Origin of the sequence: Sedimentimonas flavescens, from assembly GCF_019264375.1 — a bacterium.
Lineage (GTDB): Bacteria > Pseudomonadota > Alphaproteobacteria > Rhodobacterales > Rhodobacteraceae > Rhodobacter > Rhodobacter flavescens.
In genome coordinates, this window is sequence record NZ_JAHVAI010000013.1 from 38,828 (window position 1) to 65,292 (window position 26,465).

28 protein-coding genes are annotated in these 26,465 nt (G+C 65.1%); 20 read left to right on the top strand and 8 right to left on the bottom strand.

The annotated features are described in order from the left end of the window. The first annotated feature begins 84 nt into the window (after window positions 1-84). The 5 genes from KTQ37_RS12960 (at window position 85) to KTQ37_RS12980 (ending at window position 4,291) form a co-directional block, all read left to right on the top strand. Window positions 85-573: a hypothetical protein gene (locus KTQ37_RS12960; protein ID WP_236021218.1), complete on the top strand. Its 489-nt coding sequence runs from the start codon at window positions 85-87 to the stop codon at window positions 571-573. A gap of 192 nt (window positions 574-765) precedes the next feature. Next, window positions 766-1,386 (top strand): 30S ribosomal protein S4, encoded by a 621-nt coding sequence (rpsD, locus tag KTQ37_RS12965; protein WP_218630940.1) that lies wholly within the window; start codon window positions 766-768, stop codon window positions 1,384-1,386. Between the two features lie 132 nt (window positions 1,387-1,518). After that, window positions 1,519-2,610: a histidinol-phosphate transaminase gene (hisC, locus tag KTQ37_RS12970; RefSeq protein ID WP_218630941.1), complete on the top strand. Its 1,092-nt coding sequence runs from the start codon at window positions 1,519-1,521 to the stop codon at window positions 2,608-2,610. Then, window positions 2,607-3,533 (top strand): prephenate/arogenate dehydrogenase family protein, encoded by a 927-nt coding sequence (locus KTQ37_RS12975; protein ID WP_218630942.1) that lies wholly within the window; start codon window positions 2,607-2,609, stop codon window positions 3,531-3,533. Before hisC ends, KTQ37_RS12975 begins: the two co-directional genes overlap by 4 nt. Beyond that, entirely contained in the window at window positions 3,533-4,291 is a 759-nt protein-coding gene (locus KTQ37_RS12980) for an extensin-like domain-containing protein (RefSeq protein ID WP_218630943.1), read from the top strand. Before KTQ37_RS12975 ends, KTQ37_RS12980 begins: the two co-directional genes overlap by 1 nt. Here KTQ37_RS12980 and KTQ37_RS12985 read toward each other — a convergent pair. Beyond that, window positions 4,279-5,265, bottom strand: coding sequence for a DUF2125 domain-containing protein (locus KTQ37_RS12985; protein WP_218630944.1), 987 nt, complete (start codon window positions 5,263-5,265; stop codon window positions 4,279-4,281). The two genes, KTQ37_RS12980 and KTQ37_RS12985, sit on opposite strands and share 13 nt — an antisense overlap. Before the next feature lie 62 nt (window positions 5,266-5,327). Between KTQ37_RS12985 and KTQ37_RS12990 the strand changes: the two genes are divergently transcribed. The 3 genes from KTQ37_RS12990 to KTQ37_RS13000 all read left to right on the top strand — a co-directional run bounded on the left by KTQ37_RS12990 (window position 5,328) and on the right by KTQ37_RS13000 (window position 8,508). Next, a complete protein-coding gene (locus KTQ37_RS12990) occupies window positions 5,328-5,861 on the top strand; it encodes a gamma-glutamylcyclotransferase (RefSeq protein ID WP_218630945.1) in 534 nt (177 codons plus the stop codon). Between the two features lie 61 nt (window positions 5,862-5,922). Further along, window positions 5,923-7,113, top strand: coding sequence for a biopolymer transporter ExbB (locus KTQ37_RS12995; RefSeq protein WP_218630946.1), 1,191 nt, complete (start codon window positions 5,923-5,925; stop codon window positions 7,111-7,113). A gap of 3 nt (window positions 7,114-7,116) precedes the next feature. Continuing rightward, entirely contained in the window at window positions 7,117-8,508 is a 1,392-nt protein-coding gene (locus KTQ37_RS13000) for a peptidoglycan -binding protein (protein ID WP_218630947.1), read from the top strand. Window positions 8,509-8,648: 140 nt separating this feature from the next. Here KTQ37_RS13000 and clpA read toward each other — a convergent pair whose 3' ends face one another. The 3 genes from clpA to gloB form a co-directional block, all read right to left on the bottom strand. Continuing rightward, the gene (gene clpA, locus KTQ37_RS13005) at window positions 8,649-10,967 is read right to left on the bottom strand and encodes an ATP-dependent Clp protease ATP-binding subunit ClpA (RefSeq protein WP_218630948.1); all 2,319 of its coding nucleotides are present in this window, start codon (window positions 10,965-10,967) and stop codon (window positions 8,649-8,651) included. A 172-nt stretch (window positions 10,968-11,139) separates the two neighbouring features. Continuing rightward, window positions 11,140-12,315, bottom strand: a complete 1,176-nt coding sequence (locus tag KTQ37_RS13010; protein WP_218630949.1) for an HPP family protein — start codon at window positions 12,313-12,315, stop codon at window positions 11,140-11,142. A 4-nt stretch (window positions 12,316-12,319) separates the two neighbouring features. Then, on the bottom strand, window positions 12,320-13,090 hold the full coding sequence (gloB, locus tag KTQ37_RS13015) for a hydroxyacylglutathione hydrolase (protein ID WP_218630950.1): 771 nt from the start codon (window positions 13,088-13,090) through the stop codon (window positions 12,320-12,322). Between the two features lie 60 nt (window positions 13,091-13,150). Between gloB and KTQ37_RS13020 the strand changes: the two genes are divergently transcribed. From KTQ37_RS13020 to KTQ37_RS13050, 7 genes are all read left to right on the top strand, one after another. Then, window positions 13,151-13,906, top strand: a complete 756-nt coding sequence (locus KTQ37_RS13020) for a class I SAM-dependent methyltransferase (RefSeq protein WP_218630951.1) — start codon at window positions 13,151-13,153, stop codon at window positions 13,904-13,906. A gap of 331 nt (window positions 13,907-14,237) precedes the next feature. Then, on the top strand, window positions 14,238-14,798 hold the full coding sequence (locus KTQ37_RS13025; protein ID WP_218630952.1) for a F0F1 ATP synthase subunit delta: 561 nt from the start codon (window positions 14,238-14,240) through the stop codon (window positions 14,796-14,798). Beyond that, the gene (gene atpA, locus KTQ37_RS13030) at window positions 14,798-16,327 is read left to right on the top strand and encodes a F0F1 ATP synthase subunit alpha (RefSeq protein ID WP_218630953.1); all 1,530 of its coding nucleotides are present in this window, start codon (window positions 14,798-14,800) and stop codon (window positions 16,325-16,327) included. Before KTQ37_RS13025 ends, atpA begins: the two co-directional genes overlap by 1 nt. Window positions 16,328-16,348: 21 nt before the next feature. Next, a complete protein-coding gene (locus KTQ37_RS13035) occupies window positions 16,349-17,224 on the top strand; it encodes a F0F1 ATP synthase subunit gamma (protein WP_218630954.1) in 876 nt (291 codons plus the stop codon). A 21-nt stretch (window positions 17,225-17,245) separates the two neighbouring features. Next, on the top strand, window positions 17,246-18,664 hold the full coding sequence (atpD, locus tag KTQ37_RS13040; RefSeq protein WP_218630955.1) for a F0F1 ATP synthase subunit beta: 1,419 nt from the start codon (window positions 17,246-17,248) through the stop codon (window positions 18,662-18,664). Between the two features lie 12 nt (window positions 18,665-18,676). Next, window positions 18,677-19,075 (top strand): F0F1 ATP synthase subunit epsilon, encoded by a 399-nt coding sequence (locus KTQ37_RS13045; RefSeq protein WP_218630956.1) that lies wholly within the window; start codon window positions 18,677-18,679, stop codon window positions 19,073-19,075. Between the two features lie 130 nt (window positions 19,076-19,205). Further along, window positions 19,206-19,820, top strand: a complete 615-nt coding sequence (locus KTQ37_RS13050; RefSeq protein ID WP_218630957.1) for a LysE family translocator — start codon at window positions 19,206-19,208, stop codon at window positions 19,818-19,820. Window positions 19,821-19,885: 65 nt separating this feature from the next. On the opposite strand, the gene groL is transcribed toward KTQ37_RS13050, so the two are convergent. Both groL and groES read right to left on the bottom strand, forming a co-directional pair. Further along, entirely contained in the window at window positions 19,886-21,523 is a 1,638-nt protein-coding gene (gene groL, locus KTQ37_RS13055) for a chaperonin GroEL (RefSeq protein WP_218630958.1), read from the bottom strand. A gap of 56 nt (window positions 21,524-21,579) precedes the next feature. Continuing rightward, complete coding sequence (groES, locus tag KTQ37_RS13060) at window positions 21,580-21,867, bottom strand: co-chaperone GroES (protein WP_218630959.1); 288 nt, start codon at window positions 21,865-21,867, stop codon at window positions 21,580-21,582. 215 nt (window positions 21,868-22,082) lie between these two features. Between groES and msrB the strand changes: the two genes are divergently transcribed. The 5 genes from msrB (at window position 22,083) to KTQ37_RS13085 (ending at window position 25,344) form a co-directional block, all read left to right on the top strand. Next, window positions 22,083-22,523 (top strand): peptide-methionine (R)-S-oxide reductase MsrB, encoded by a 441-nt coding sequence (gene msrB, locus KTQ37_RS13065; protein ID WP_218630960.1) that lies wholly within the window; start codon window positions 22,083-22,085, stop codon window positions 22,521-22,523. A gap of 68 nt (window positions 22,524-22,591) precedes the next feature. Continuing rightward, window positions 22,592-23,638: an aldo/keto reductase gene (locus KTQ37_RS13070; RefSeq protein ID WP_218630961.1), complete on the top strand. Its 1,047-nt coding sequence runs from the start codon at window positions 22,592-22,594 to the stop codon at window positions 23,636-23,638. Between the two features lies 1 nt (window position 23,639). Beyond that, entirely contained in the window at window positions 23,640-23,966 is a 327-nt protein-coding gene (locus KTQ37_RS13075; RefSeq protein WP_218630962.1) for a hypothetical protein, read from the top strand. After that, window positions 23,954-24,451, top strand: coding sequence for a lipocalin/fatty acid-binding family protein (locus KTQ37_RS13080; RefSeq protein WP_218630963.1), 498 nt, complete (start codon window positions 23,954-23,956; stop codon window positions 24,449-24,451). The genes KTQ37_RS13075 and KTQ37_RS13080 overlap by 13 nt, the downstream gene beginning before the upstream one ends. Beyond that, window positions 24,448-25,344, top strand: coding sequence for an EamA family transporter (locus KTQ37_RS13085; protein WP_218630964.1), 897 nt, complete (start codon window positions 24,448-24,450; stop codon window positions 25,342-25,344). The genes KTQ37_RS13080 and KTQ37_RS13085 overlap by 4 nt, the downstream gene beginning before the upstream one ends. Here KTQ37_RS13085 and KTQ37_RS13090 read toward each other — a convergent pair. Next, on the bottom strand, window positions 25,341-26,057 hold the full coding sequence (locus KTQ37_RS13090) for an NUDIX hydrolase (RefSeq protein ID WP_218630965.1): 717 nt from the start codon (window positions 26,055-26,057) through the stop codon (window positions 25,341-25,343). The genes KTQ37_RS13085 and KTQ37_RS13090 overlap by 4 nt on opposite strands. Beyond that, complete coding sequence (locus tag KTQ37_RS13095) at window positions 26,050-26,454, bottom strand: DUF983 domain-containing protein (RefSeq protein WP_218630966.1); 405 nt, start codon at window positions 26,452-26,454, stop codon at window positions 26,050-26,052. The genes KTQ37_RS13090 and KTQ37_RS13095 overlap by 8 nt, the downstream gene beginning before the upstream one ends. Window positions 26,455-26,465 lie beyond the last annotated feature (11 nt).

A 26,465-nucleotide genomic window follows, 5' to 3' on the forward strand; every position in this document is an offset into this window, starting at 1 on the left:
CGCAAGCAATTCTATCCTGTGTCAGGCATTTTCGGCGACTGCGTCGTGACGGTCCGAACCCGAGGACCGGGCGGGGTGCCGGGATTGGCTGGCCGACACAACGGAAAGTCGATCGTCGTGACCCTGCGCTCTTTGCTCGTCCTGTCCCTGCTGCCCCTGCTTGCTGCCTGCGGCGGCACCGGCGACATGCAGCTTTACCCCGTTCAGGGGCCGATCGCGAACGAAGATCCGGCCAGCCTGATCCCGATTACCCTCAAGGCCGATACCGAAACCTCGGGGATCGTCTCGTTCCGTCTGCCCAAGCCTAACAAATCGAAATGCCAGGGCACCTGGAGTTCGGTCGCGCCGAAGGTGCGCACCCAAGAGCGTGGCCTGTCGCTGACGCTGCGCGACACCGGCGGCAAGTATAAGAACTCGACCGAGGATCTGGGCGGCGTGAACTCGGGCGAGATCTATGCGGTGTGCAGTGACGGCAACCGCCTTCAGGGCACGTTCATTTCGGGATCGGGCACGCAAAGCGGGACGGGCACGGTCACCGACTCGCTTGGGAATGTCTACAAGCTGCTCTACTGAGTCGCCTAATTCCGGGATTCGCGCGTTGACATGGGCGCGCGGGGCTGTATAAGCCCGCCATCCCGGTAGCCGAGGCTGCCGGGTCATTCATTGGTGTTGGTGGACCCCGCAAGGGGAAACCTGTCGCCCAAGGCTCGGATGGGGTCGCGGGAAAGGACAACGCCCTTCGCTACTTTATGAAGGAGATCAGCCGTGACCAAACGCACGTCTGCCAAGTACAAAATCGACCGCCGCATGGGCGAGAACATCTGGGGCCGCGCCAAGTCGCCGCTGAACAAGCGCGAATACGGCCCGGGCCAGCACGGCCAGCGCCGCAAGGGCAAGCTGTCGGACTTCGGTACCCAGCTGCGCGCCAAGCAGAAGCTGAAAGGCTACTACGGCGACCTGACCGAGAAGCAATTCCGCCGCATCTACGCCGAAGCCGAGCGTGTGAAGGGCGACACCGGTGAAAACCTGGTTGGCCTGCTCGAGCGTCGCCTCGATGCCGTCATCTACCGCGCCAAGTTCGTTCCGACCGTCTTCGCGGCGCGTCAGTTCGTGAACCACGGCCACGTCACCGTCAACGGCAAGCGCGTGAACATCGCGTCGTACCGCGTCAAGGAAGGCGACGTTGTTGCCATTCGTGACCGCTCGAAGCAGCTTGCCATCGTCCTCGAAGCCGTTCAGTCGGCCGAGCGCGACGTGCCGGACTACCTCGAAGTCGACCACAACAAGATGACCGCGACGTTCGTGCGCACCCCGGCCCTGTCGGACGTGCCCTATCCGGTCGTGATGGAACCGAACCTGGTCGTCGAATTCTACGCGAAGAACTGATCCTTCAGTTCAGCCAGATCTTCGAAAGGGCCGGGTTATCCCGGCCCTTTTTCGTTTCCGTCGGGGGAAGATGCTGCTGGCTTTGTCCCCCGCCGCCCGCTAGAAAGCGCGCGGAGTCTTGAGGGAAGTGTCATGAACGATCATATCCGTCCGCAGCCCGGCATCATGGAGATTGCACTCTATGAGGGCGGGCAGTCGCATGTGGCGGGCGTGACCGATGCGGTCAAGCTGAGCTCGAACGAAAACCCGTTTGGCCCGTCGGACAAGGCAAAAGAGGCGTTCACGCGCGCGGCGCACAAGTTGCACCGCTATCCCTCGACCGATCACTCAAGCCTGCGTCAGGCCATCGGCGACGTGCATGGCCTCGATCCCGCGCGCATCATCTGCGGCGTCGGCTCGGACGAGATCATTCACTTCCTCTGCCAGGCCTATGCCGGCCCGAAGGACGAGGTCGTGTTCACCGAGCACGGCTTCCTGATGTATCGCATCTATACCCATGCCGCCGGCGCGACCCCCGTCTGCGTGCCCGAGCGCGAGCGCACCACCGATGTGGATGCGATCCTGAAGGCCTGCAACAAGCGCACCAAGCTCGTGTTCATCGCCAACCCGAACAACCCGACCGGCACGATGATCGGTCTGGCCGAGCTTGAGCGTCTGGCCGCCGGGCTGCCCAAACAGGCGATGCTGGTGATCGACGGCGCCTATGCGGAATATGTCGAGGGCTATGACGGCGGTGCGGATCTTGCCACGCGCCTGCCCAATGTCTTCATGACGCGCACCTTCTCGAAGATCTACGGTCTGGGCGGGCTGCGGATTGGTTGGGGCTATGGCCCCAAGGCGATCATCGACGTGCTCAACCGCGTGCGCGGGCCGTTCAACCTTTCGACCGCGCAGATCGAGACTGCCGAGGCCGCCGTGCGCGACCAGGACTGGATCGTGCGCTGCCGCGATGACAACACCCGGCTGCGCGCCTGGCTGGCCGAGGCGCTGGCCGAGAAGGGCGTGCCCTCGGATACCTCGACGGCGAACTTCATCCTCGCGCGCTTCGGCTCCGAGGAGGAGGCGGCGGCCTGCGACGAGTTCCTGAAGAAAGACGGGCTGATCGTGCGGCGCGTGACCAGTTACGGCCTGCCGAACTGCCTGCGCATCACCGTGGGCGACGAGCCCTCGTGCCGCCGCGTGGCGCATATGATCGGCCAGTTCAAGGCGGGCGGGGTGGCATGACGGGCTACAATCGCGTCGCGCTGATCGGTCTGGGGCTTATCGCCTCGTCCATGGCCCATGCGATGCGGGCCCATGGGCTGGCGGGCGAGATCGTCGGTCATGCCAAATCACCCGAGACGCGGGCGACCGCAGTTGAGATCGGTCTGTGCGATCGGGTCTGCGAAACTGCGGCCGAGGCCGTGCGCGGAGCCGATCTCGTGGTGCTTTGCGTTCCGGTCGGTGCCATGGGCGCCATCGCGGCCGAGATCGCGCCGCATCTGGCCGTGGGCGCGACGATTACCGATGTGGGCTCGGTCAAGCAGGCAGTGGTTGAGGCCGTGGCCCCGCATCTGCCGCCGCATGTGAACTTCATCCCCGGCCACCCGCTGGCCGGGACCGAGCATTCCGGCCCGCGTTCGGGCTTTGCCTCGCTTTTCGTGAACCGCTGGTGGTTGCTGACCCCGCTTGAGGGCAACGATCCGGCAGCGGTGCAGCGGCTGCGCGACTTCCTGACCGGGCTTGGCGCCAATGTCGACGAGATGGATGTGCAGCGCCACGATCTGGTGCTGGCTGTCGTGTCGCATACGCCCCACCTGATCGCCTATACGATGGTGGGCGTGGCCGACCATCTGCGTCGCGTCACGCAGGACGAGGTCATCAAATACTCGGCCTCGGGCTTTCGGGATTTCACCCGGATCGCGGCATCGGACCCGACCATGTGGCGCGACGTCTTCCTGACCAACAAGGAAGCCACGCTCGATATCCTTGGCCGCTTCACCGAAGAGCTGTTCATGCTGCAACGCGCGATCCGGATGGAGGATGGCGCCTTCCTGCATGACTATTTCACCCGCACCCGGGCGATCCGTCGCGGGATCATCGAGGCGGGTCAGGATACCGCAGCACCGAACTTTGGTCGCGGCTTGCCTCCGTCGGACAAGGCCTGATGCGCGCGGCACTTGTGCTGGCCCTTGGCCTCGCGCTGGCTGCGGGGGGTGCTTGGGCCGATGCGCCCCAGACCTCGCCGCGCCCGCAGGGCTCCCCGCGGTCGGCGGCCATGCCTGCCCAGACCAATCCTGGTGTTGCGCTTCTGTCCTCGGCCCGTCCCATGGCAAAACCCGGCAAGCTGAAACTCGCCGCCATGTCGGGCGCGAGCGTTCCCGCCAAGGTCGGCAAGCCCGGCGCACGGGGGGCGGTCTGCGGTGTTCCGGGGATTACCGGCGTTTCGATCCCGCCGATCCCCAGCAAGGTGTCCGGCTGCGGGCTGGAGGATGGCGTGAAGGTCACCGCCGTCTCGGGTATTCCGCTGTCGATCCCCGCCACGGTCGATTGCGCCACGGCCAAGGCGCTGAAGACCTGGGTGGACAAGGGCATCGTTCCGGCGGTCGGCAATCGCGGCGGCGGTGTTGCGCGGCTTGAATTGGCGGGCAGCTATACCTGCCGGGCGCGCAACAACCAGGAGGGCTCGAAGATCTCCGAGCATGGGCGTGGGCGCGCGATCGACCTTAGGGGGATCCGGCTGGCGAATGGCAAGGTCATCACGGTGCTCGATGGCTGGAAATCCGAGGCCAAGCTGCTCCGGGCGGTGCATGAATCCGCCTGCGGGACGTTTGGCACCGTGCTTGGCCCCAAGTCGGATCGCTTCCACCAGGACCATATCCACGTTGATACGGCCCGCCGTCAGAGCGGCGCCTACTGCCGCTGAAGCACCGGCGCTGAGCCAAGGGGCACCGGCCCGAGGCTGGCGCGGCCGTTCTGGAAGGCCAGCGGCACCTTCAGCACACCACCGTTGTTTTGCGCGATATAGCTGCCAAGCCCGGTCAGGGCGGGCAGCCTGCGCGCTTCGATCCAGCCCGCCGCCACGGCGATATCGAGCCAGTCGCGCCACTCGGCCGTGCTGATCTGGATCGTGCCCTCGGGCTGCCCGGAGGCGGTGATCTTCAGTGCGCCGCTGGCGCTCAGCCCGCGTCCGGCCCAGTCGAGCGAGAGCGTCTGCAGGCCGATCTCCTCGATGCGCGGTGGGGCGGATTGCGTCGCTCCGGTAAGCGCCGCGTCGAGGCGCAGCGTGGCCTCCAGCGTCAGCGCGTCGATCTTGTCGGGCAGGGGCGCCCCAAGCGTGCGGGCCATGGTGCCAGGGGGCAGAGTGACATCGGTGATCCCGGCGGTGATCCGATAGGTCGCGGGCGCATCGGTCAGTTCCGCCACGGCGTCGATCCGGGCGGCGGCGAGTGTCGGTTCTGCGCTACCCTCGGGGCGCAGCGCGACATCGCGCAATTCGGCCTGCGCCCCGGTCAGCGGCAGATCCGGCGCAAGGCCAAGCCGTAAACTGCCAGTGCCAAGGCTGTTGCTCAGCATGAACTTCTGGCCGCCAAGGGTCAGCTGCTGCTCGGGCGGGGTGTCCAGATGCAACTCCAGCGGACGCCAGCCGGGTGCCCAAAGCTGAACCGAGGGTGCGGACCAGTGCCACCCGGCCAGCGGATCGGCAAGCTCGGGCCGGGTCAAGTTCAGCGCGAACCGGGCCGGGAAACCGCCGGTTTGAAGCGCCTCGGCATCGCCGCGCCCCTCGGCCCGCGCGCCCTCAAGCGCCATCGCCGCGCCGCGTTGAAGCAGGGCGGTTCCCGCAAGCCAGTAGCCCGAATATAACCCCGCAACGGCAAGGCCTGCCCAGATCAGCCGCATCCGCACCTCTTTCCATCGACGCCTGACAGATGTATCCCCGGGGCGGCAGGAGGACCAGCGCGATGACCAAAACGTTATGGATCTTTGGCTACGGCTCGCTGATCTGGGATCCGGGCTTTGCCCCGGCCGAGGTACGACGCGCCTGGCTGCGGGGCTGGCATCGCTCGTTCTGCATGCGCTCGATCCATTTTCGCGGCACGCCCGAAGCTCCGGGCCTGGTGCTGGCGCTGGACGCAAGCCCCGATGCGGTCTGCGCGGGCCTCGCGTTTCGCGTGGCCGAACCCGAGGCAGATGAGGTCCTGGCCTGCCTGCGTGCGCGCGAACTGGTTTCGGACGCTTATCTTGAGCACCAGTTACCCGTGACCTGCGAAGAGGGTGAGACCTTCGAGGCGATCACCTATGTGATCGACCGCGAGGGGCCACAATATTGTGCGCTCGACCTTGAGGAACAGGCGCGCATCATCGCCCATGCCATCGGCGGGCGCGGGCCGAACCGCGACTATCTGTTCAACACCGCCGCCCATCTGACCGAGCTTGGGCTGGCCGATCCCGACCTCGACTGGCTGTCCGCGCGGGTCCGTGAGCTGACCCGATAGGGCTTGGCAGTGCCGCCAAGCCCGCCTATCCTCGCGCAAACAATAGCCAACGAGGCAGTGTATGCGCGGCACCATCCGGCTCGATCCGCAGTTCTCGCAACCGGTCCGACAGATCACCCTGATGGTGATCGTGCTGGTTCTGGTCGTGGCGGGAGGGTGGCTTGCCTATAGCCGCATTCTGCCGATCTTCATCGCGAACCCCTGGCTGAACGGGCTGATCCTGACCGTATTCGTGCTGGGCGTTCTGGCCTGTTTCTGGCAGGTGGCCGAACTGGTCAAGGCCGTCAGCTGGATCGAGAGTTTCGCGGCCGACCGGCCGGGCCGTCCGGCCTATCGCGCGCCGCGGATGCTCGCGCCGCTGGCCGCGCTGCTTGGCGCGCGTGGCGGCTCGCGCTCGATTGCCACCTCGGCGGCACGTTCGATCCTCGAGTCGGTCGAGACCCGGATCGACGAGGCGCGCGACATCACGCGCTACCTCTCCAACCTGCTGATCTTCCTTGGCCTTCTGGGCACGTTCTACGGTCTTGCAACGACCGTTCCAGCCGTGGTCGAGACGATCCGCGCTCTGGCCCCGCAAGAGGGCGAAAGCAGCATCGAGGTCTTTGAGAAGCTGATGACCGGGCTTGAGGCGCAGCTTGGTGGCATGGGCACGGCGTTCTCCTCCTCGCTTCTGGGCCTTGCGGGGTCGCTGGTGGTTGGGTTGCTTGAGCTTTTCGTGACCCATGGCCAGAACCGGTTCTACCGTGAGCTGGAAGAGTGGATCTCCTCGATCACACGGCTTTCCTTCGCGGCGGCCGAGGGCGATGGCGAGGCTTCGGCAGTGGCCGAGATCCTCGATCACATGTCCGAGCAGATGTCGGTGTTGCAGTCGATCTTCGCGCAATCCGATGCCGGGCGCGCCGAGGTCGATCGCCGCCTGGGTGAAATGACGGGCGCGGTCGCCTATCTGGCCGACCGTATGGGCAATGAGATTGATGCGCGCACCGAACAGGGCCGCGCGCTCAACCGCATGGCCGAGGGGCAGGAACGCCTGACCCAGGCGCTGGAGCGGCTGGCGCATCAGGCCGAAACCGATGAAACCGCCGAGATCGCGGCGGAAACGCGGATGCGGTTGCGCTCGATCGACCTGCAAATGCTGCGGCTTCTTGAAGAGGTCTCGGCGGGGCGGCAGGAAAGCATGGCCGAGTTGCGCAACGATTTCGCGGCGCTGACGCGGGCGATCCTGCACAATACCCGCAATCGGGAGGCCTAAGCGATGGCGCTCGCCCGCCGCAACGGCCAGAAGTTCTCGGCCGCGATCTGGCCCGGATTCGTCGATGCGATGACCGCGCTGCTGTTGGTGCTGATGTTCGTGCTGACCATCTTCATGGTCGTGCAATCGGTCTTGCGCGATACGCTCAACACCAAGGAGAGTGAGCTTTCTGCCCTGTCGGTGCAGGTCGCAGGCCTCGCGCGTGCGCTTGCGCTGGAGGAAGAGCGCACCGCGCAGTTGACCGGCGATCTGGATACGGCGCGGGAAAAGGCCGATGCGCAGACCGCGCTGATCGCCACGCTGAGCGCGCGGATCGAGACGCGCGAGGCCGAACTGGCCGAGGCCGGTCAGAAGATCACCGCATTCGAGGCGCAGGTGGCCTCGCTCCTGTCGCAGCGCGACGATGCGCGGGCAGATGCCGATGCGCGCGCCGAGGAACTGCGCCTTGATCGCGCGACCATCGAGGAGTTGCGCGGCAAGCTGAAAGCCTCCGGCGATGAGCTGGCGGCCATGACCCTCTCGCTGGAGGCGGCGCGCCAGAATGCCGAGGAGACGTTGACCCTTCTTGCGGCAGCCGAGGCTGCGAAGAAGGATTTGCAGACGCAGTTGGAGACACGCCTGAGCGATGCCGAGAAAGAGGCCGCATTGCGGGCGGTGGCCGAGCAAGCGCTGGCGAGCGAGAAGGAAATCTCGGGCGAAGCCGCGCGCAAAGTGGCCCTGCTGAACGAGCAGATTGCGGCCCTGCGTGGGCAGCTCTCTGAGTTGCAGGGCATTCTGGATGCCGCGCAGGAGCGCGATGCCGAAGCGCAGGTGCAGGTCGAGACGCTCGGGCAGCAGCTGAATGCGGCACTGGCGCAGGTGGCGGCGGAGCAGAAGCGCCGTGCGCAGCTTGAGGAAGAGGCGCGCAAGAAGGCCGAGGCCGAGGCGGCGGATCTGGCGAAGTATCGCTCAGAGTTCTTCGGGCGGATGTCCGAACTGCTGGCCGGGCGCGAGGGCGTGCGCGTTGTGGGCGACCGTTTCGTGTTTTCGTCCGAGGTGCTGTTCCAGCCGGGGGCCGCCGATCTGGCGCCTGAGGGCAAGGCGCAGATCGCGCGCGTGGCCGAGACTTTCACCGAGTTGGCCGACAAGATCCCGCCGCAGATCGACTGGATCCTGCGGGTCGATGGTCATACCGACAATGTCCCCCTGCTGGGGACCGGCGCGTTCCGCGATAACTGGGAGTTAAGCCAGGCGCGCGCGCTTTCGGTGGTGCGTTACATGATCGACGATCTGGGCTTCCCGCCCTATCGGCTGGCCGCGACCGGGTTTGGCGAGTTCCGCCCCGTGGCCGAGGGCGACAGCCCCGAGGCGCGGGCCGCGAACCGCCGCATCGAGCTGAAGCTGACCGAGCGCTGAGGGCGGCGGGGCAGGGGGCTGTCTGCCCCCTCTTTGCGCCTTTGGCGCAAATTCACCCCCGAGGATATTTTCGCCACGTTGAAGGTGGAAAAAGGAAAGGGCCCGGAGTTCCGGGCCCTTTTCGTTCGTTAAGGTGCGCCTTAGCCCGCCGGAAGCAGGCGTTGTTTGGGGCCCGAGATGCGGGGCTTGATGGGCTCCTCGACCTCGAGCACGATGGCGTCATCCTTGACGCTGGCGCGCACCACGCCGCCCTTGGTGAGTTTGCCGAAGAGAAGCTCCTCGGCCAGCGGTTTCTTGATGTGCTCCTGGATCACGCGGCCAAGCGGGCGGGCGCCCATCTTGTCGTCGTAGCCTTTCTCGGCCAGCCAGTTGGCAGCTTCGGGGGTCAGTTCGATATGCACGTTGCGGTCGATCAGCTGCGCTTCGAGTTGTAGCACGAACTTGTCCACGACTTGCAGGATGACATCGCGCGAGAGGGGTGCGAAGTTCACCACCGCATCCAGGCGGTTGCGGAATTCGGGCGTGAAGGTGCGCTCGATCGCGGCGGTATCCTCGCCCTCGCGGCGTTCGCGGCCAAATCCGATGGCGGCCTTGGCTTGCTCGGCCGCGCCGGCGTTCGAGGTCATGATCAGAATCACATTGCGGAAGTCTACCGTCCGGCCGTTATGGTCCGTGAGTTTGCCGTGGTCCATCACCTGGAGGAGGATGTTGTAGACATCCGGGTGCGCCTTTTCCATCTCGTCGAGCAGCAGCACGCAATGCGGGTGTTGATCGACGCCGTCGGTGAGCATCCCGCCCTGGTCGAAGCCGACATAGCCGGGAGGTGCGCCGATCAGGCGGGAGACCGCGTGTTTCTCCATGTATTCCGACATGTCGAAGCGCAGAAGTTCCACGCCGAGCGTGTCGGCCAGTTGCTTGGCGACCTCGGTCTTGCCGACGCCGGTGGGACCGGCAAACAGGTAGTTGCCGATCGGCTTTTCGGGTTCGCGCAGGCCCGCGCGGGCCAGTTTTATTGCCGACGCCAGCGTTTCGATCGCCTTGTCCTGACCGAAGACAACCCGCTTGAGCGTCTTTTCGAGATCGCGCAGCACCTCGGCATCGTCCTTCGAGACGTTCTTGGGCGGGATGCGCGCGATCTTGGCCACGACGGCCTCGATCTCTTTGGCGCCAAGCGTCTTGCGGCGCTTCGATTCCGGCAGCAGGTGCTGGGCCGCTCCTGCCTCGTCGATCACGTCGATGGCCTTGTCGGGCAGCTTGCGGTCATGGATATAGCGCGCCGACAGCTCCACCGCCGATTTGATCGCGTCATTGGTGTAGCGGATGTCGTGGTGCGTTTCGAAATAGGGCTTGAGGCCCATCAGAATCTTGATCGAGTCACCGACCGAGGGTTCGTTCACGTCGATCTTCTGGAACCGGCGGGACAGCGCGCGGTCCTTTTCGAAGTGCTGGCGGAACTCTTTGTAGGTGGTCGAGCCCATGCAGCGCATCTTGCCCCCGCCAAGCGCGGGCTTGAGCAGGTTCGAAGCATCCATCGCACCGCCCGAGGTGGCGCCTGCGCCGATCACGGTGTGGATCTCATCGATGAACAGGATCGCGTCGGGGTGCTCCTCAAGCTCCTTCACAACGGCCTTCAGACGCTCCTCGAAATCGCCGCGGTAGCGGGTGCCCGCCAGCAGCGCGCCCATGTCGAGCGAGAAGATCGTCGATTTCGCAAGGATGTCCGGGGTCTCGCCACGGGTGATCTTGAGCGCGAGGCCCTCGGCGATGGCGGTCTTGCCCACGCCCGGATCGCCCACCAGAAGCGGGTTGTTCTTGCGGCGGCGGCAGAGCACCTGGATGCAGCGCTCGACCTCTTCCTCGCGACCGATCAGCGGGTCGATGTCGCCCTTGGCCGATTTTTCGTTGAGGTTGACGCAGTATTTCGCCAGAGCGGATTCCTTAGCCTCGCCCGCCTGGGTGGTTTCGGCCTTGTGCTCGTCTTCGGCGCCGGTCACGGGTCGCGCCTCGCCGAATTCGGGGTCTTTGGCGACGCCATGGGCGATGAAGTTCACCGCGTCGTAGCGCGTCATGTCCTGCTCTTGCAGGAAGAAGGCGGCGTTCGACTCGCGTTCGGCGAAGATCGCCACGAGCACGTTGGCCCCGGTGACCTCGGCGCGGCCCGAGCTTTGCACATGGATCGCGGCGCGCTGGATGACGCGCTGGAAGGCGGCGGTTGGCACGGCCTCGGAGCCCTCGATCTCGGTGATCAGTGTCGAAAGGTCATCGTCGATGAACTCGGTCAGGGTTTCACGCAATTCTTCCAGATCGACCCCGCAGGCGCGCATCACGCGGCTTGCGTCGGGCTCTTCGATCAGTGCCAGCAGCAGGTGTTCGAGGGTGGCGAGTTCATGCTTGCGCGCGTTGGCCAGCGCGAGCGCGCCATGGATGGCTTGTTCGAGCGTGTTCGAGAACGAAGGCATGTGGCGCTCCTTTCATAGCTGGCGGACCCGACACATCGCTGGCCCGTTATGTTTAGAGTTCGGTGGAATTGCGGCGGCTTCAAGGGCGGATTGCACAAAACTGCATCACAATTCATTCTGTGCGTCGAAAGTGACCATTTTGCACAATACCTAGCCGTGCCTTCGGGCTGGCTCACGTGACTTTGGGGTCATCGCCCATCAGCAACGAGAGCAGCAGGCTCATCACGTCGCTGCGCCCGAGGATGCCAACGAGGCGCGCGTTCTCGGTCACGGGGATCGCCTGTGCGCCGGGTTTGGCGAGGCGTGCCATCAGTTCGCCCACCGGGGTGGAAATGTCGACCGGGGCGGTTGTGGAGTCCATCAGGGCCGCTGCATCGGGCTCGGGAGGGGCCGAGCGCAGTCGGAAGGGACGGCGCAGCGTGGCTTGCTCGGCCTCAAGGCGTTGCAGGACGCGCCCCTGATCGACCATGCCGACATAGCGCCCCTCGCTGTCGGCGACGGGCAGGCTGCGCAGGTCCAGCATTTCCATCTTGCGCACGACCTCGGACATCGGGGCTTCGGGGCCGACCGAGACAGGGCGCGGGCTCATGAGCGAGCCGGCCGAGGCAGATAGCAGGGTTTCGGTGACGCGCGTTCGGGCGGCGTTCAGCAGGCGTGCAAGATCGGCCGTGCCAAGGTTGGCGGATTGCTGAAACTCCAGCAAAAGGCTGGCCAGATCGTCTTCGCTCAGGCGGGGCGTGCTGCGCGCGGCGGGTCCGGGGCGGGGCGGGGCCGCCAACGGGCGCGAGGGATAGGCCACGCCGAACGTGCGGTGCCAGGCCATGGCCAGCAGCACCAGAACCACGGTGATCGCACCCACGGGCATCAGCACGAAGTCGAAGCCGAGCGGGCGCCCGGCCTCGTATTCCAGCGCCCCGAGCAGCGCGATCCCTGCCGCGGGCGGGTGCAATGCGCGCAGGGCCATCATGGCGCAGATCGCCAGCGCAACCGCCAGCCCGTCCGCATAGGGCGGCGGCACGAAGCGCAGCACGACCACCGCGCTGGCGGCCGAGACCATCATGCCGACGATGGCCGACCATGGCTGTGCCAGTGGAGAATTGGGCAGGGCGAACAGCAAGACCGCCGTCGAGGCGAAGCCCGAGATCAGGTAGATCCCCGCCTCGCGCGATTGCGGCAGAGCGTAGCTGATTAGCGCCGTCACCAGAATGCCGAGCCCCGCACCGGTGCCCGCACGCAGGATATCCACCGTGCGGCGGCGGCCCATCGCGGGCCCGAGACGCCGCACAAGATGGGTCTGCTTATTGGTCGGTCGCTCTTCGGGCGGCTTTTCGGTGTCTGGCTCGGTCATCGGCTCAGAAGCGGTCCTTGCGGGCCCGGGCTTCGGTGAAGGTGGCAAGCGCGCTGGCATCGGCGTGCAGGCCCAGGGCGCTGCGCAGCGCCGCATCGTCGCTGCGCAGGAAGGGGTTGGTGGCCTTCTCCAGCGCCAGCGTCGCCGGAACGGTCGGCTGGCCCTCGGCGCGTTTTGCGCGCACGTCGTCCATGCGGTTCAGCAGGGCGGGGTTGCCGGGTTCAAGGCTCAGCGCGAAACGGCCGTTCGCCTCGGTATACTCATGCCCCGAACAGACCAGCGTGTGATCGGGCAGGGCCGAAAGGCGCGCGAGGCTGTCGAACATCTGCGCGGGGGTGCCTTCGAACAGGCGGCCGCAGCCCCAGCTCATCAGGCTGTCGCCGGAAAACAGCAGACCCGCTTCGGCGAAATGATAGGCGATATGGCCAAGCGTATGGCCTCCGGCGTCGATAACGCTCAGCTTCTGCATTCCGATCGGAAGGGTTTGTCCGGGGGTCACCATCATATCCAGCGGCGGCAGCCGATGGGCATCGGCCTCGGCGCCGATGACATGCGCGCCCGTCGCCTGGGCCAGGGCCTCGACACCTGCGATATGATCATCGTGATGATGGGTGATCAGGATGTGGCTCAGTTTCCAGCCGCGTGCGCCGAGCGCATTCAGGACTGGCGCAGCCTCGGGCACATCGACGACGAAGATCGTGTCGGTGGACGGGTCGCGGACCAGATAGGCGTAATTGTCCGCAAGGCAGGGAAGGATCACAAGTTCAAGGGCCATGGCGTTTCGTGTCGCTTTGTCTATTCTGACCAAGCTTCGCCCAAGGAGGCCGGAACCGCAATGCACCTCGATGTGCTCGACCTGCGCAATTTCTACTACCGCACCCAGCTTGGGCGCGCGGCGCAGAAGGCCGTACGGGACCGGGTGCTCACGCTCTGGCCTGCGGGGCCCGAGATGACGGGGCTGACGGTGGCGGGTTTCGGCTTTGCGGTGCCTTTGCTGCGGCCCTATCTGGAGCCCGCGCGCCGGGTGATCGGGCTGATGCCCTCGCAGCAGGGGGTGATGCCCTGGCCTGCCGGAATGCCCAATGTGTCCGTTCTGTGCGACGAGACCCGCTGGCCCCTCGAAACCGGGATGGCGGACCGGCTGGTCGTGATGCACGGGCTTGAGACTTCGGACCATCCCGATGCGCTGCTGGAAGAATGCTGGCGGGTGCTTGGGCCGGGTGGCAAGGCGCTGCTGATCGTTCCGAACCGCAGCGGTCTTTGGGCGCCGCGCGAAACGACGCCCTTTGGCTTTGGGCGGCCTTATACGATCAGTCAGCTCGATGCGCAGGCCCGGCGCGCCGGCTTCGTGCCCGAACGCCACGCCGCCGCACTCTATATACCACCGTCGCATCGCCGCTTCTGGCTGCGCTCGGTCGCCATGTGGGAGCGGCTTGGATCGCGCGCAGCGGGTATCCTGGCAGCGGGCGTGGTCATGCTGGAGGTTTCCAAGCAGGTCCATGCGCCCCGTCGGCCGGGTTTGGGCGCGGCCGTCCGCAGGCCGCTGTCGATCCTGGAAGGTGCCGTCAAGCCGGCCGCCGACCCGATCTGAGCACGCCCTCCACGATCCCGAACCCTTGGTTCCGCCTAGTGAATCACCTCGCGCGGGTCTGGCTGCCCTCCATCACCTGACGTCTAGGTCATCCGCCGGTCGGACCGTTAGCGCCGGAACTTTTCCGGGCGCAGCGCTAACGAAAGGCGGTGGGAGGCAAATAGCATGTCCTGCATTCACATTCTGTTGTGCAAGACGGTTGCGAGGGGAGGGATGCTCTGCTACACGCGGGGCCGATATAAGGTGTGTGGGAGCACCCATGCGCTAGGGGAAGCTCCGCATTCTCCGCCTCTGATAGGGGAATGGGGGCAAGAGCATCGGAAGGGTGGACGTGTCCGAACCAGCTTCGATTTCCGCAGCCATTGCCGGGCGCTATGCCACGGCTGTTTTTGAACTCGCCCGCGAGGCCGGAGCGCTTGCCGCGCTCGAGGCTGATGTGGATGCGCTTCGCGCCACGTTGGCCGAATCGAGCGATCTGCGTGAGCTGATCTCCTCGCCGGTTTACTCGCGTGAAGACCAGGGTGCCGCTGTGGGCGCCCTCGCCGCGAAAATGGGCCTTTCGGCAGCACTTGCCAACGGTCTGCAACTGATGGCGGTCAAGCGCCGTCTGTTCGCGCTGCCCCAGCTGCTTACTGCGCTGGCCGACGCGATCGCCGAAGAAAAAGGTGAGGTGACCGCTGAGGTTATCGCCGCTTCGGCCCTTTCGAAAGCGCAGGCCGACAAACTGGCGGCCACGCTCCAGTCGCAGACGGGCAAGTCCGTCAAATTGAACATTGCCGTGGATGAAAGCCTCATCGGCGGCATGATCGTCAAGTTGGGCTCGCGCATGATCGACACTTCGGTCAAGGCGAAACTCGCTTCCCTACAGAACGCCATGAAAGAGGTCGGATAATGGGCATCCAAGCAGCTGAGATCTCTGCTATCCTCAAGGAGCAGATCAAGAACTTCGGGCAGGACGCCCAAGTCGCCGAAGTGGGCCGCGTGCTCTCGGTCGGTGACGGTATTGCCCGTGTGCACGGGCTCGACAACGTCCAGGCCGGTGAAATGGTGGAATTCCCCGGTGGTATCCGTGGGATGGCGCTGAACCTCGAAGTCGATAACGTCGGTATCGTTATCTTCGGTTCGGACCGCGACATCAAAGAAGGCGACACCGTCAAGCGCACCAACTCCATCGTGGACGTTCCGGTGGGTGAAGGCCTGCTCGGCCGCGTCGTCGATGGCCTCGGCAACCCGATCGACGGCAAAGGCCCGATCGCGGCGACCGAGCGTCGCGTGGCCGACGTGAAGGCCCCCGGCATCATTCCGCGGAAATCGGTTCACGAACCGATGGCGACCGGCCTCAAGTCGGTTGACGCCATGATCCCCGTTGGCCGTGGCCAGCGCGAACTGATCATCGGCGACCGTCAGACCGGCAAGACCGCCATCGCGCTCGACACCATTCTGAACCAGAAGGTCTACAACGACGCCAACCCCGAGAAGAAGCTGCACTGCTTCTACGTCGCCGTTGGTCAGAAGCGTTCGACCGTGGCTCAGCTCGTGAAGAAGCTCGAGGAAACCGGCGCGATCGAATACACCACGATCATCGCCGCGACCGCTTCGGACCCGGCTCCGCTCCAGTTCCTGGCGCCCTACGCCGCGACCGCTATGGCCGAGTACTTCCGTGACTCGGGCCGCCACGCGCTGATCATCTACGATGACCTCTCGAAGCAGGCCGTTGCCTACCGTCAGATGTCGCTGCTGCTCCGCCGCCCGCCGGGCCGCGAAGCCTACCCGGGCGACGTTTTCTACCTGCACTCGCGTCTGCTGGAGCGTTCGGCGAAGCTGAACGAAGACTTCGGCGCCGGCTCGCTGACCGCTCTTCCGGTCATCGAAACCCAGGGCGGCGACGTGTCGGCCTTCATTCCGACCAACGTGATCTCGATCACCGACGGTCAGATCTTCCTCGAAACCGAACTGTTCTACCAGGGTATCCGCCCGGCCGTGAACACCGGTCTGTCGGTGTCGCGCGTGGGTTCGTCGGCTCAGACGAACGCCATGAAGTCGGTCGCCGGCCCGGTTAAGCTGGAACTGGCTCAGTATCGCGAAATGGCGGCCTTCGCCCAGTTCGGCTCGGACCTCGACGCCGCAACTCAGAAGCTGCTGAACCGCGGTGCGCGTCTGACCGAGCTGATGAAGCAACCGCAGTATTCGCCGCTGACCAACGCGGAAATCGTCGCGGTCATCTTCGCGGGCACCAACGGCTTCCTGGACAACGTTCCGGTGAAGGAAGTCGGTCGCTGGGAGAAGGGCCTGCTGGCCTATCTGCGCAGCAACCGCAAGGACGTGCTCGATTGGATCACCAACGACGATCCGAAGATCAAAGGTGACGCCGAGGCGAAGCTCAAAGCCGCGATCGAAGATTTCGCCAAGACCTTCGCTTGATTGGCCTGAAAGGACAGGGAAATGCCCAGCCTTAAGGACCTAAAGAACCGGATCACGAGTGTTAAAAACACTCGCAAGATCACCAAGGCGATGCAGATGGTCGCGGCCGCAAAATTGCGCCGCGCCCAGGATGCCGCCGAGAGCGCCCGGCCCTTCGCCGAGCGCATGAACGCCGTCATGTCGGGGCTTGCCGCCTCGGTAGGCGGCTCCGACAGCGCGCCCCGGCTTCTGGCCGGGACGGGCTCGGATCAGACCCACCTTCTGGTGGTGATGACCGGTGAGCGCGGGCTTTGCGGTGGTTTCAACGCCAACATCGCCAAACTCGCGCGGGCTCGGGCCAACGAGCTGCTGGCACAAGGCAAGACGGTGAAGATCATCACCGTCGGCAAGAAGGGCCGCGACGCGATGCGCCGCGACCTGGGTCAGCATTTCGTGGCTCACGTCGATCTCTCCGAGATCAAGAAAATCGGCTACGTGGATGCCCAGAAGATCGCCCGCGATCTGCTGGACCGTTTCGAAGCCGCCGAATTCGACGTCGCGACGATCTTCTTCTCGCGCTTCGAATCCGTGATCTCGCAGGTGCCGACCGCGAAGCAGATCATTCCTGCCCAGTTCGAGGAGGCCGATGCCGCTGGCGCTTCGGCGTTCTACGATTACGAACCGAGCGAGGAAGCGATCCTGGCAGACCTGCTGCCGCGCGGTGTCGCCACGGCGATCTTCGCCGCCCTTCTGGAGAATAACGCCTCGTTCAATGGCGCCCAGATGTCGGCGATGGACAACGCCACCCGCAACGCGGGCGACATGATCGACAAGCTGACGATCGAGTTCAACCGCTCGCGTCAGGCCGTGATCACCAACGAGCTTATCGAAATCATTTCGGGCGCCGAGGCGCTCTGACGGAACCGGAGATAGAAGACAATGGCAAGCAAAGGCAAAGTGACCCAGGTCATCGGCGCCGTCGTGGACGTCCAGTTCGAAGACGGCCTGCCCGCGATTCTCAACGCGCTCGAGACCGAAAACAACGGCAAGAAACTGGTGCTGGAAGTTGCGCAGCACCTCGGTGAAAACACCGTCCGCACCATCGCCATGGACGCGACCGAAGGTCTCGTGCGTGGCGCCCCGGTGAGCGACACCGGCGCACCGATCTCGGTGCCGGTCGGCAACGCGACGCTGGGCCGCATCCTGAACGTCATCGGCGAGCCGGTGGACGAAAAGGGCCCGGTCGCGGCTTCGGAGCACCGTGCGATCCACCAGCCGGCCCCCGATTTCGCGGCGCAGTCGACCTCGTCGGAGATCCTGGTCACCGGCATCAAGGTTATCGACCTGCTCGCCCCCTACTCGAAGGGCGGTAAGATCGGCCTGTTCGGCGGCGCCGGCGTGGGCAAGACCGTTCTGATCATGGAACTGATCAACAACATCGCCAAAGTGCACTCGGGCTTCTCGGTGTTCGCGGGCGTTGGTGAACGGACCCGTGAAGGCAACGACCTCTATCACGAGATGATCGAATCGGGCGTTATCGTCCCCGACAACCTCGAAGAGTCGAAAGTGGCCCTGGTCTATGGCCAGATGAACGAACCGCCGGGCGCGCGTATGCGTGTGGCTCTGTCGGGTCTGACCCTGGCCGAGCAGTTCCGCGACCAGTCGGGTACGGACGTGTTGTTCTTCGTGGACAACATCTTCCGCTTCACCCAGGCAGGTTCGGAAGTGTCGGCGCTTCTCGGCCGTATTCCTTCGGCCGTGGGCTACCAGCCGACGCTGGCGACCGACATGGGCGCTCTGCAGGAACGCATCACCTCGACCAACGCTGGCTCGATCACCTCGGTGCAGGCCATCTACGTTCCGGCCGACGACCTTACCGACCCGGCTCCGGCCACCTCGTTCGCCCACCTCGACGCCACGACCGTTCTGTCGCGTGCGATCTCGGAACTCGGCATCTATCCGGCCGTGGACCCGCTCGACTCGACCTCGCGTCTTCTCGACCCGGCCGTGATCGGCGAAGAGCACTACATGGTTGCCCGTGATGTGCAGGGTATCCTCCAGCGCTACAAGTCGCTGCAGGACATCATCGCCATCCTCGGCATGGACGAACTGTCGGAAGAGGACAAGCTGACCGTGGCTCGCGCCCGTAAGATCCAGCGTTTCCTTTCGCAGCCGTTCGACGTGGCGAAAGTGTTCACCGGCTCGGACGGTGTGCAGGTTCCGCTGGAAGACACGATCAAGTCGTTCAAGGCTGTTGTGGCTGGCGAATACGACCACCTGCCGGAAGCGGCCTTCTACATGGTCGGCGGTATTGACGAAGTGATCGCCAAGGCCGCGAAACTCGCCGCTGCGGCGTAAGGAGGCTGATCCATGGCCGATACGATGCAGTTCGACCTCGTCTCCCCTGAACGGAAGCTCGCTTCCGTCCAGGCCCGCGAGGTGCGGATCCCGGGCGCTGAAGGTGACCTGACCGCGATGCCGGGTCACTCGGCCCTGATCACGACCCTGCGCCCCGGCATCCTGACCGTCGTCGGACCCGAAGGCACCGCGGAATACGCGGTGACCGGCGGCTTCGCCGAGATCAGTGCTGAAGGCGTGAGCGTTCTGGCCGAGCGCGGCGTGCCGAAGGCGGAACTGACCGCCGCGATCCACGCCGAGATGATGGCCGAGGCCAAGAAGGTCGTTGACGTGGCTCATCCGTCGGTGACGGATGCCGCGGTCAAGATGCTCTCGGATATGGAAGCGCTCGGCGCCCATATCAACGCCTGAGAACGGCTCTGACTTTTTTGAAAGGCCCCGGTGAAAACCGGGGCCTTTTTCTTTGGGCCGCTCAAAGGGGGGCCTTGCAAGGCGATCCCGATATGCGTCTTCTCGTATGAACCATAGGGGGGAGGGCGCGATGACCTGGGAAAGTTGGCTCGGCTATGTTCTGGCCTATACCGCCATTTCCGTCATCCCCGGGCCGAGCGTGCTGATGATCATCAGCCAGTCGCTGACCAGGGGCCGCCGCGCGGCACTCATCTGTATTGCGGGGGACCTTGCCGGAGGGCTGATCGTGATGAGCGCAGCTTACCTCGGGTTGGGCCTGGTTCTTGCCGCGTCCAGCCTGGCCTTCGCGGTGCTCAAATGGGTCGGGGTTGCCTATCTGGCTTATCTCGGCTGTGCGCAAATTCTGACCGCGCGATCGCTTGCCGAGGGGGCGGTCGAGATACCCCGTCGCGATGGCAGGAGCTTCCGTGCGGGGTTTCTGACCGGGGTGCTCAATCCGAAGGCCATCCTGTTCTACATGGCGTTCCTGTCGCTGTTCATCGTCCCCGAGGCACCGCGTCTGCCGCAGTTCCTGATCCTGATGGCCAGTTCCACCGTGATTGTCGCGCTGGTGTTGGGTGGCTACGCCATGATGGCGACGATGATCGGGGCGCGGCTGCGCAGCGTACAGGCGCGCAGACACATGGGGTATGCCGCGGGGGCATGCCTCATGGGCGGGAGCGGGCTTCTGGCCGTGGCGCGGTAAGGGCCGGCAGCGCGCAGTAAAAAGGGCGCCCGGAGGCGCCCTTTTCGTTTCCCTTGGGGGGAAGATTACATCATGCCGCCCATGCCGCCCATGTCGGGCATGCCACCGGCCGGAGCCTTCGGCTCGGGCTTCTCGGCGATCATGCATTCGGTGGTGACGAGCAGGCCAGCAACCGAAGCGGCGTCTTCCAGTGCGGTGCGGGTCACCTTGGCCGGGTCGATCACACCGAACTTGAACATGTCGCCATATTCTTCGGTCTGAGCGTTGAAGCCGAAGGCCAGATCCGAGGACTCGCGGATCTTGCCGGCAACGACGGCACCGTCAACGCCTGCGTTCTCGGCGATCTGGCGCATCGGGGCTTCCAGTGCGCGCTTGACGATCGCGATACCGGCTTCCTGGTCGCTGTTCGCGCCCTGAAGGCCGTCGAGCTGCTTGCCAGCCTGAACCAGAGCCACGCCACCGCCGACAACGATGCCTTCCTGAACGGCCGCGCGGGTCGCGTTCAGCGCGTCGTCAACGCGGTCCTTGCGCTCTTTCACTTCGACCTCGGTCATGCCGCCAACGCGGATGACGGCCACGCCGCCAGCCAGCTTGGCCACGCGCTCTTGCAGCTTCTCGCGGTCGTAGTCCGAGGTGGTTTCCTCGATCTGGGTGCGGATCTGTGCCACGCGGGCTTCGATCTCGGCCTTGTCGCCGGCGCCGTCCACGATGGTGGTGTTCTCTTTCGAGATCGTCACTTTCTTGGCGCGGCCGAGCATGTCCATGCCGACGTTCTCAAGCTTCATGCCGAGATCTTCCGAGATCACCTGGCCGCCGGTCAGGATCGCGATGTCCTGCAGCATGGCCTTGCGGCGGTCGCCGAAGCCCGGAGCCTTGACGGCAGCGATCTTGAGGCCGCCACGCAGCTTGTTGACCACGAGGGTGGCCAGCGCTTCGCCTTCCACGTCTTCGGCGATGATCAGCAGCGGCTTTTGCGACTGGATCACGGCTTCGAGCAGCGGAACCATCGGCTGAAGCGACGAGAGTTTCTTCTCGTGCAGCAGGATGTAGCAGTCTTCGAGATCCGCGATCATCTTGTCGGGGTTGGTCACGAAGTAGGGCGACAGGTAGCCGCGGTCGAACTGCATGCCTTCGACGACTTCGACTTCGGTTTCCATGCCCTTGTTCTCTTCGACGGTGATAACACCCTCGTTGCCGACCTTCTGCATCGCGTCAGCGATGAAACGGCCGATCTGGGCTTCGCCGTTGGCCGAGATGGTGCCGACCTGGGCGACTTCGTCGCTGTCCTTCACCGGGCGGGCGGCAGCCTTGATGGCCTCGACGACCTTGGTGGTGGCCAGATCGATGCCGCGCTTGAGATCCATCGGGTTCATGCCGGCGGCGACCGCCTTCATGCCTTCGCGCACGATGGCCTGGGCCAGAACGGTCGCGGTGGTGGTGCCGTCGCCAGCCTCGTCATTGGTGCGCGAGGCGACTTCTTTCACCATCTGCGCGCCCATGTTTTCGAACTTGTCCGACAGTTCGATTTCCTTGGCGACCGACACGCCGTCCTTGGTGATGCGCGGGGCACCGAACGACTTTTCGATAACAACGTTGCGGCCTTTCGGGCCCAGGGTCACCTTCACCGCATCGGCGAGGATGTTCACGCCCTTGAGCATACGGTCACGGGCGTCGGTCGAGAACTTCACGTCCTTGGCTGCCATTTTGCTTGGCTCCTTGACTTGGAATTTCGTTAGAGATCAGAGGGTTCTCGTGAGAATTACGAGATGATCCCCATGATGTCGGATTCTTTCATGATCAGCATTTCGGTGCCGTCGAGGGTCACTTCGGTGCCCGACCATTTGCCGAACAGCACGCGGTCGCCGACTTTGACCGAGGGTGCGATCAGCTCGCCCGAATCCTTGCGCGCGCCTTCGCCAACAGCGACGATCTCGCCTTCAGCCGGCTTTTCTTTCGCCGAGTCGGGGATGATCAGCCCGCCCTTGGTCTTTTCTTCGCTTTGCACGCGCTTGACCAGCACGCGGTCATGAAGCGGTTTGAATGCCATCTGGGTCACTCCCTAAGGTTCCAGGTTCTAAACTTTTAGCACTCAGCGATGGCGAGTGCTAACGGCGCAGGAGTTAGGCATTCCTCCCCCTGGGTGTCAACACCCCGGCCGCGGATTTTCTGTGAAATCGACATGCGCATGGTGTGGGCGCAGGACAGGGCTTTTCCTGTGCGCCGCGGCACCTATCTTTCGGGAAAGCGGAACAGGAGGAAACCATGACGGAATTTCGCAAGACCCCCGAGGCTCTGGCGCGACTGACGCCCGAGCAATACCGCGTTACGCAGGAAAGCGGCACCGAGCGGCCCTGGTCGGGCGAGTTTGTCTCGAACAAGCGGCGCGGGATCTATGTCGATATCGTCTCTGGCGAGCCACTGTTTTCCTCGGCGGACAAATACGAGTCCGGCTGCGGCTGGCCCTCGTTCACGCGGCCCATCCTGTCCGAGCATATCCGCGAGCTGAGCGACGTGAGCCATGGCATGGTGCGCACCGAGGTGCGCTCGACCCACGGCGACAGCCATCTGGGCCATGTGTTCGAGGACGGCCCGGAGGAAGAGGGCGGCTTGCGCTACTGTATCAACTCTGCCTCTCTCCGGTTCATCCCGCTCGAAGAGATGGCGGCCGAGGGCTATGCCGACCTGATCGATCTGGTCGAGTAGGCCCGGCCCCTTTTCCTTGCCCGGCCCCTGTGGCAGGGTCGCGCCCAAACCGGATCGAGGAGTAGATGATGCGCAAGGTGGAGCTTGGCCGCACGGGCCTGAAGGTGTCTGAACTGTGTCTGGGCTCGATGACCTGGGGCACGCAGAACACCGAAGGAGAGGGTCACGCCCAGATCGACCGCGCCGTCGAGCGTGGGGTGGATTTCATCGATACCGCGGAGATGTATCCGGTCAACCTGGTCACTCCTGAAACCTGTGGTCGCACCGAAGAGATCATCGGCACGTGGTTTGCAAGCCGTCGGCAGCGCGATCAGATCGTGCTGGCGACCAAGGTCTCGGGCGAGGGGCTGCGCGCGGTGCGCGATGGCGCGCCAATCTCGCCCACGTCGATCCGGCTGGCGGTCGAAGGGTCGCTTCGGCGTCTGCAGACCGATTATATCGACATCTGCCAGTTCCACTGGCCGAACCGGGGCAGCTACCACTTCCGTCAGAACTGGAAATTCGCGCCGAACAAGCAGGCGCCGAAAGAGGTGATCGAGGCCGACATGGTTGCCTGTCTCGAAACCCTTCAGGTGCTGGTGGAAGAGGGCAAGATCCGCCACTTTGGCCTGTCGAACGAAAGCGCATGGGGGACGGCGCAGTGGCTGCGGCTGGCCGAGGCCGGGCATGGTCCGCGCGTCGCCACCATCCAGAACGAGTATTCGCTGATGTGCCGCCTCTACGATACTGACATGGCCGAGATGGGCGTGCATGAGCAGGTCACGCTGCTGGCCTATTCGCCGCTGGCCGTAGGGATGCTGAGCGGCAAGTATTCCGGTGGGGCGGTGCCCGAAGGCTCGCGCCGCTCGATTGTGCGCGAGTTGGGCGGACGCTCGAACGCGCGGGCTTTCAAGATCGCCGATCATTATGTTGCTCTGGCGCGGCAGGCGGGGCTCGACCCGGTGACCATGGCCATCGCCTGGACGCTGAGCCGCCCGTTCCCGATCGTGCCGATCCTGGGGGCAACCTCGGTCGCGCAGCTGGACAAGTCGCTCGACGCGGCGGGGATGGAGCTGCCGAGCGATCTGCTGCGTGAGATCGAAAGGACGCATCATGCGCATCCGATGCCGTTCTGAGATGCGCGCGCTTACCCTGTCCCTAGCCGCTGCGGTGTTGCTGGTCGGCTGCAAGCCCGATGACGGCAAGCTGGAACCCGTGGGCGAGTCGCTGATGCAGCTGGAGCAGGCCGCCTGCGAAAAGCGCGGCGGCGAGTGGAAATCTGACGGCAGCGCGCGGTTTTGCCTGAACCGCACCCGCGATGGCGGCCAAAGCTGCCGCACCGCGCGCGATTGCGAAAGCGCCTGCCTTGCGCGCTCGATGACCTGCGCGCCGGTCAAGCCGCTGGTCGGCTGCAACGAGGTGATCACGAGCGGTGGGCTGCGGGTGACCGAATGCGTCGACTGATCCCGGCGCTTTTGTGCCTGCTGGCTGCCTGCGCCGCGCCGCCGCCCGAGCAGGGTCTGCGTAACCGCGAGGCGATGATCTCGTCTGCGGTGGTCTTCGATCCGGCGCGTTTTGCCGGGCGCTGGCATGTCGCCGCAAGCGGTGTTCCGGGCTGCGCGGGCGCCGCGCAGGACTGGGCGCTCGATGGGCGCGGCGCCTATGTGCTTAGCGGCATCGACTGCGCGGGAACGCGCCCGGCGCATCTGACTGGCCGTGCGGTCATCACCGGCCCCGGCGCGCGCTTTGCTCCGGATGCGGGGTTCGGGCGTGCCCCGGTCTGGGTGCTCTGGGTCGATCAGGATTATCGCATCGCCGTTCTGGGCACGCCGGAGGGGCAGTTCGGTATGATCGTCACGCGCGAGCTTCCCCCGCGCGCCGATCTGATGGCCGCGGCGCAAGAGGTTCTGGCCTTCAACGGCTACGATCTGCGGCGGATCGGGCGGTGACTCTGCTCTGGGTCTGGGTGACGCTGGCCGCCGCCGCCGTGCAGACCCTGCGTTTCATGTTGCAAAAGCGCCTGACCGGAACCGGCCTTTCGACCGGTGGCGCGACCTTCTCGCGCTTTCTTTTCGGGGCGCCGATTGCTGCGTTGGCGGCGGTTCTCACCCTTGCCATGGCGGGGGGCGAGGTGCCTGTGCCCGGGCCGCGCTTCTGGGCGTTCGCGCTGGCTGGCGGGGCCGCGCAGGTCGCCGCGACCTTCCTGACCGTCGCGCTGTTCAAGCTGCGCAATTTCGCGGTGGGCGTGGCCTTCACCAAGACCGAGACGGTTCAGGTCGCCGCCTTCTCGGTGCTGGTTCTGGGAGAGGCCGTGACGCCCCTTGGTTGGTTCGGGATCGCGCTTGGGCTGGTGGGTGTGCTCTTGCTGTCGCGCACCCCGCGCGGCACGGCCTTTTCGGCGCGCGCGGTGGTTTATGGTGTGCTCGCAGGGGGGCTCTTCGGGCTTTCGTCCATCGGCTATCGCGGCGCGACGCTTGAACTGATGCCCGCCGCCTTCTTTACCCGCGCCATCGTGACGCTGGCCTGCGTGACCTTCGCGCAAAGCCTTGGCATGGCGCTTTACCTGCGTTTGGTCGAGCCGAGAGAGCTCGGGCGCGTGATCCGGGCCTGGCGGCGCACGATCTGGGTAGGCGTGACGGGGGTTGCAGGCTCGGCGGGTTGGTTCACGGCCTTTGCGCTGATGAACGCGGCCTATGTGCGCGCCCTTGGTCAGGTCGAGATCGTCTTCACCCTGATCGTATCCGTGCTGGTCTTCCACGAGCGGCTGAGCCCCCGCGAGGGGGCCGGGATCGCCCTTGTCGTGGCCTCGCTGATCGCGATCGTGCTGGCGCAGTCGGTCTAGTCGATCCGACGGAACACCGAGCGCGCGCCCGAGTTGTCGAAGAACGGCACGCTCGCGGGTGGCGCGATCTGCGCGCCCGACTCGGCCAGAACCGCCTGAACCTCGGCCAGAACAACCTCGGTGATGAAGGGCAGGTTCAGCGCGCGGGCCTCGGCCATCGGCACCCAGTGCAGGTGTGAAAGCTCGTCGCAGGCGCGCGAGAAATCCTCGGGGTCGGTGGAAAGATCCGCCGCGTCGATCAGGAAGAAGCGGGCGTCAAAGCGGCGCGGCCGGCCCGGAGGCGTGATCGCGCGGAACACGAAATGCAGCGGCGCGGCCGAGGGCGTCATGCCCTGCGCGGCAAAGCCCGTCCAGTCGGCGGGCGGTGCGATGGGCCATTCGCCACGTGTGCCCAGGATTTGTCCGGTTTCTTCCCACAACTCGCGCACGGCGGCGGCGGCAAGGGCGTGGCCGATCCGGGCGGGGGCCTCGACATCGAGGCGCCGCGCACAGGTGGCATTCAGCGGGCTGCCAAAGGGGATCTCCGCATCGCCCTGATCCAGCGCGCCGCCGGGGAACACATATTTCGAGGGCATGAAGGCCGCGCCTGCGCCCCGCATCCCCATCAGAACGCGCGGGGCACCGGGGCCGTCACGGCGCACGACCAGAACAGTCGCCGCGTGGCGGATGGCCGTCTTGTCGGCGGAGGGTGCTGCCAGGGCCGTCTCAGTCATGCACAACATCTCCGGCGCCGAACCCATGCATCCGGCGCGACCATTGGATCGCGACGATCGCCCCCTTCATGCGCGGCAAAAGCGCCAGCGACAGCGCGACCGTGCCGGTCAGGAAGATCGCGATCATGGTCAGCGGGGTGGGGCGGAAGGCAACGAAGAACCACAGCATCAGCGGCGCCATCAGATGGCCCACGATCAGGATCGTCAGATAGGCCGGGCCGTCGTCCGCGCGGTGATGCTCCAGCACTTCGCCGCAATCGGGGCAGGACGTGCGCACCTTGAGATAACTTTCCAGCAGATTGCCCCGGCCGCAGGCGGGGCAGCGGCACATCAGGCCGCGGCGGATGGCGGCGCCGACGGGGCGGTCGTCCTCGGTGTCATGGCTGGCTGCGATCATCGACTTCTCCC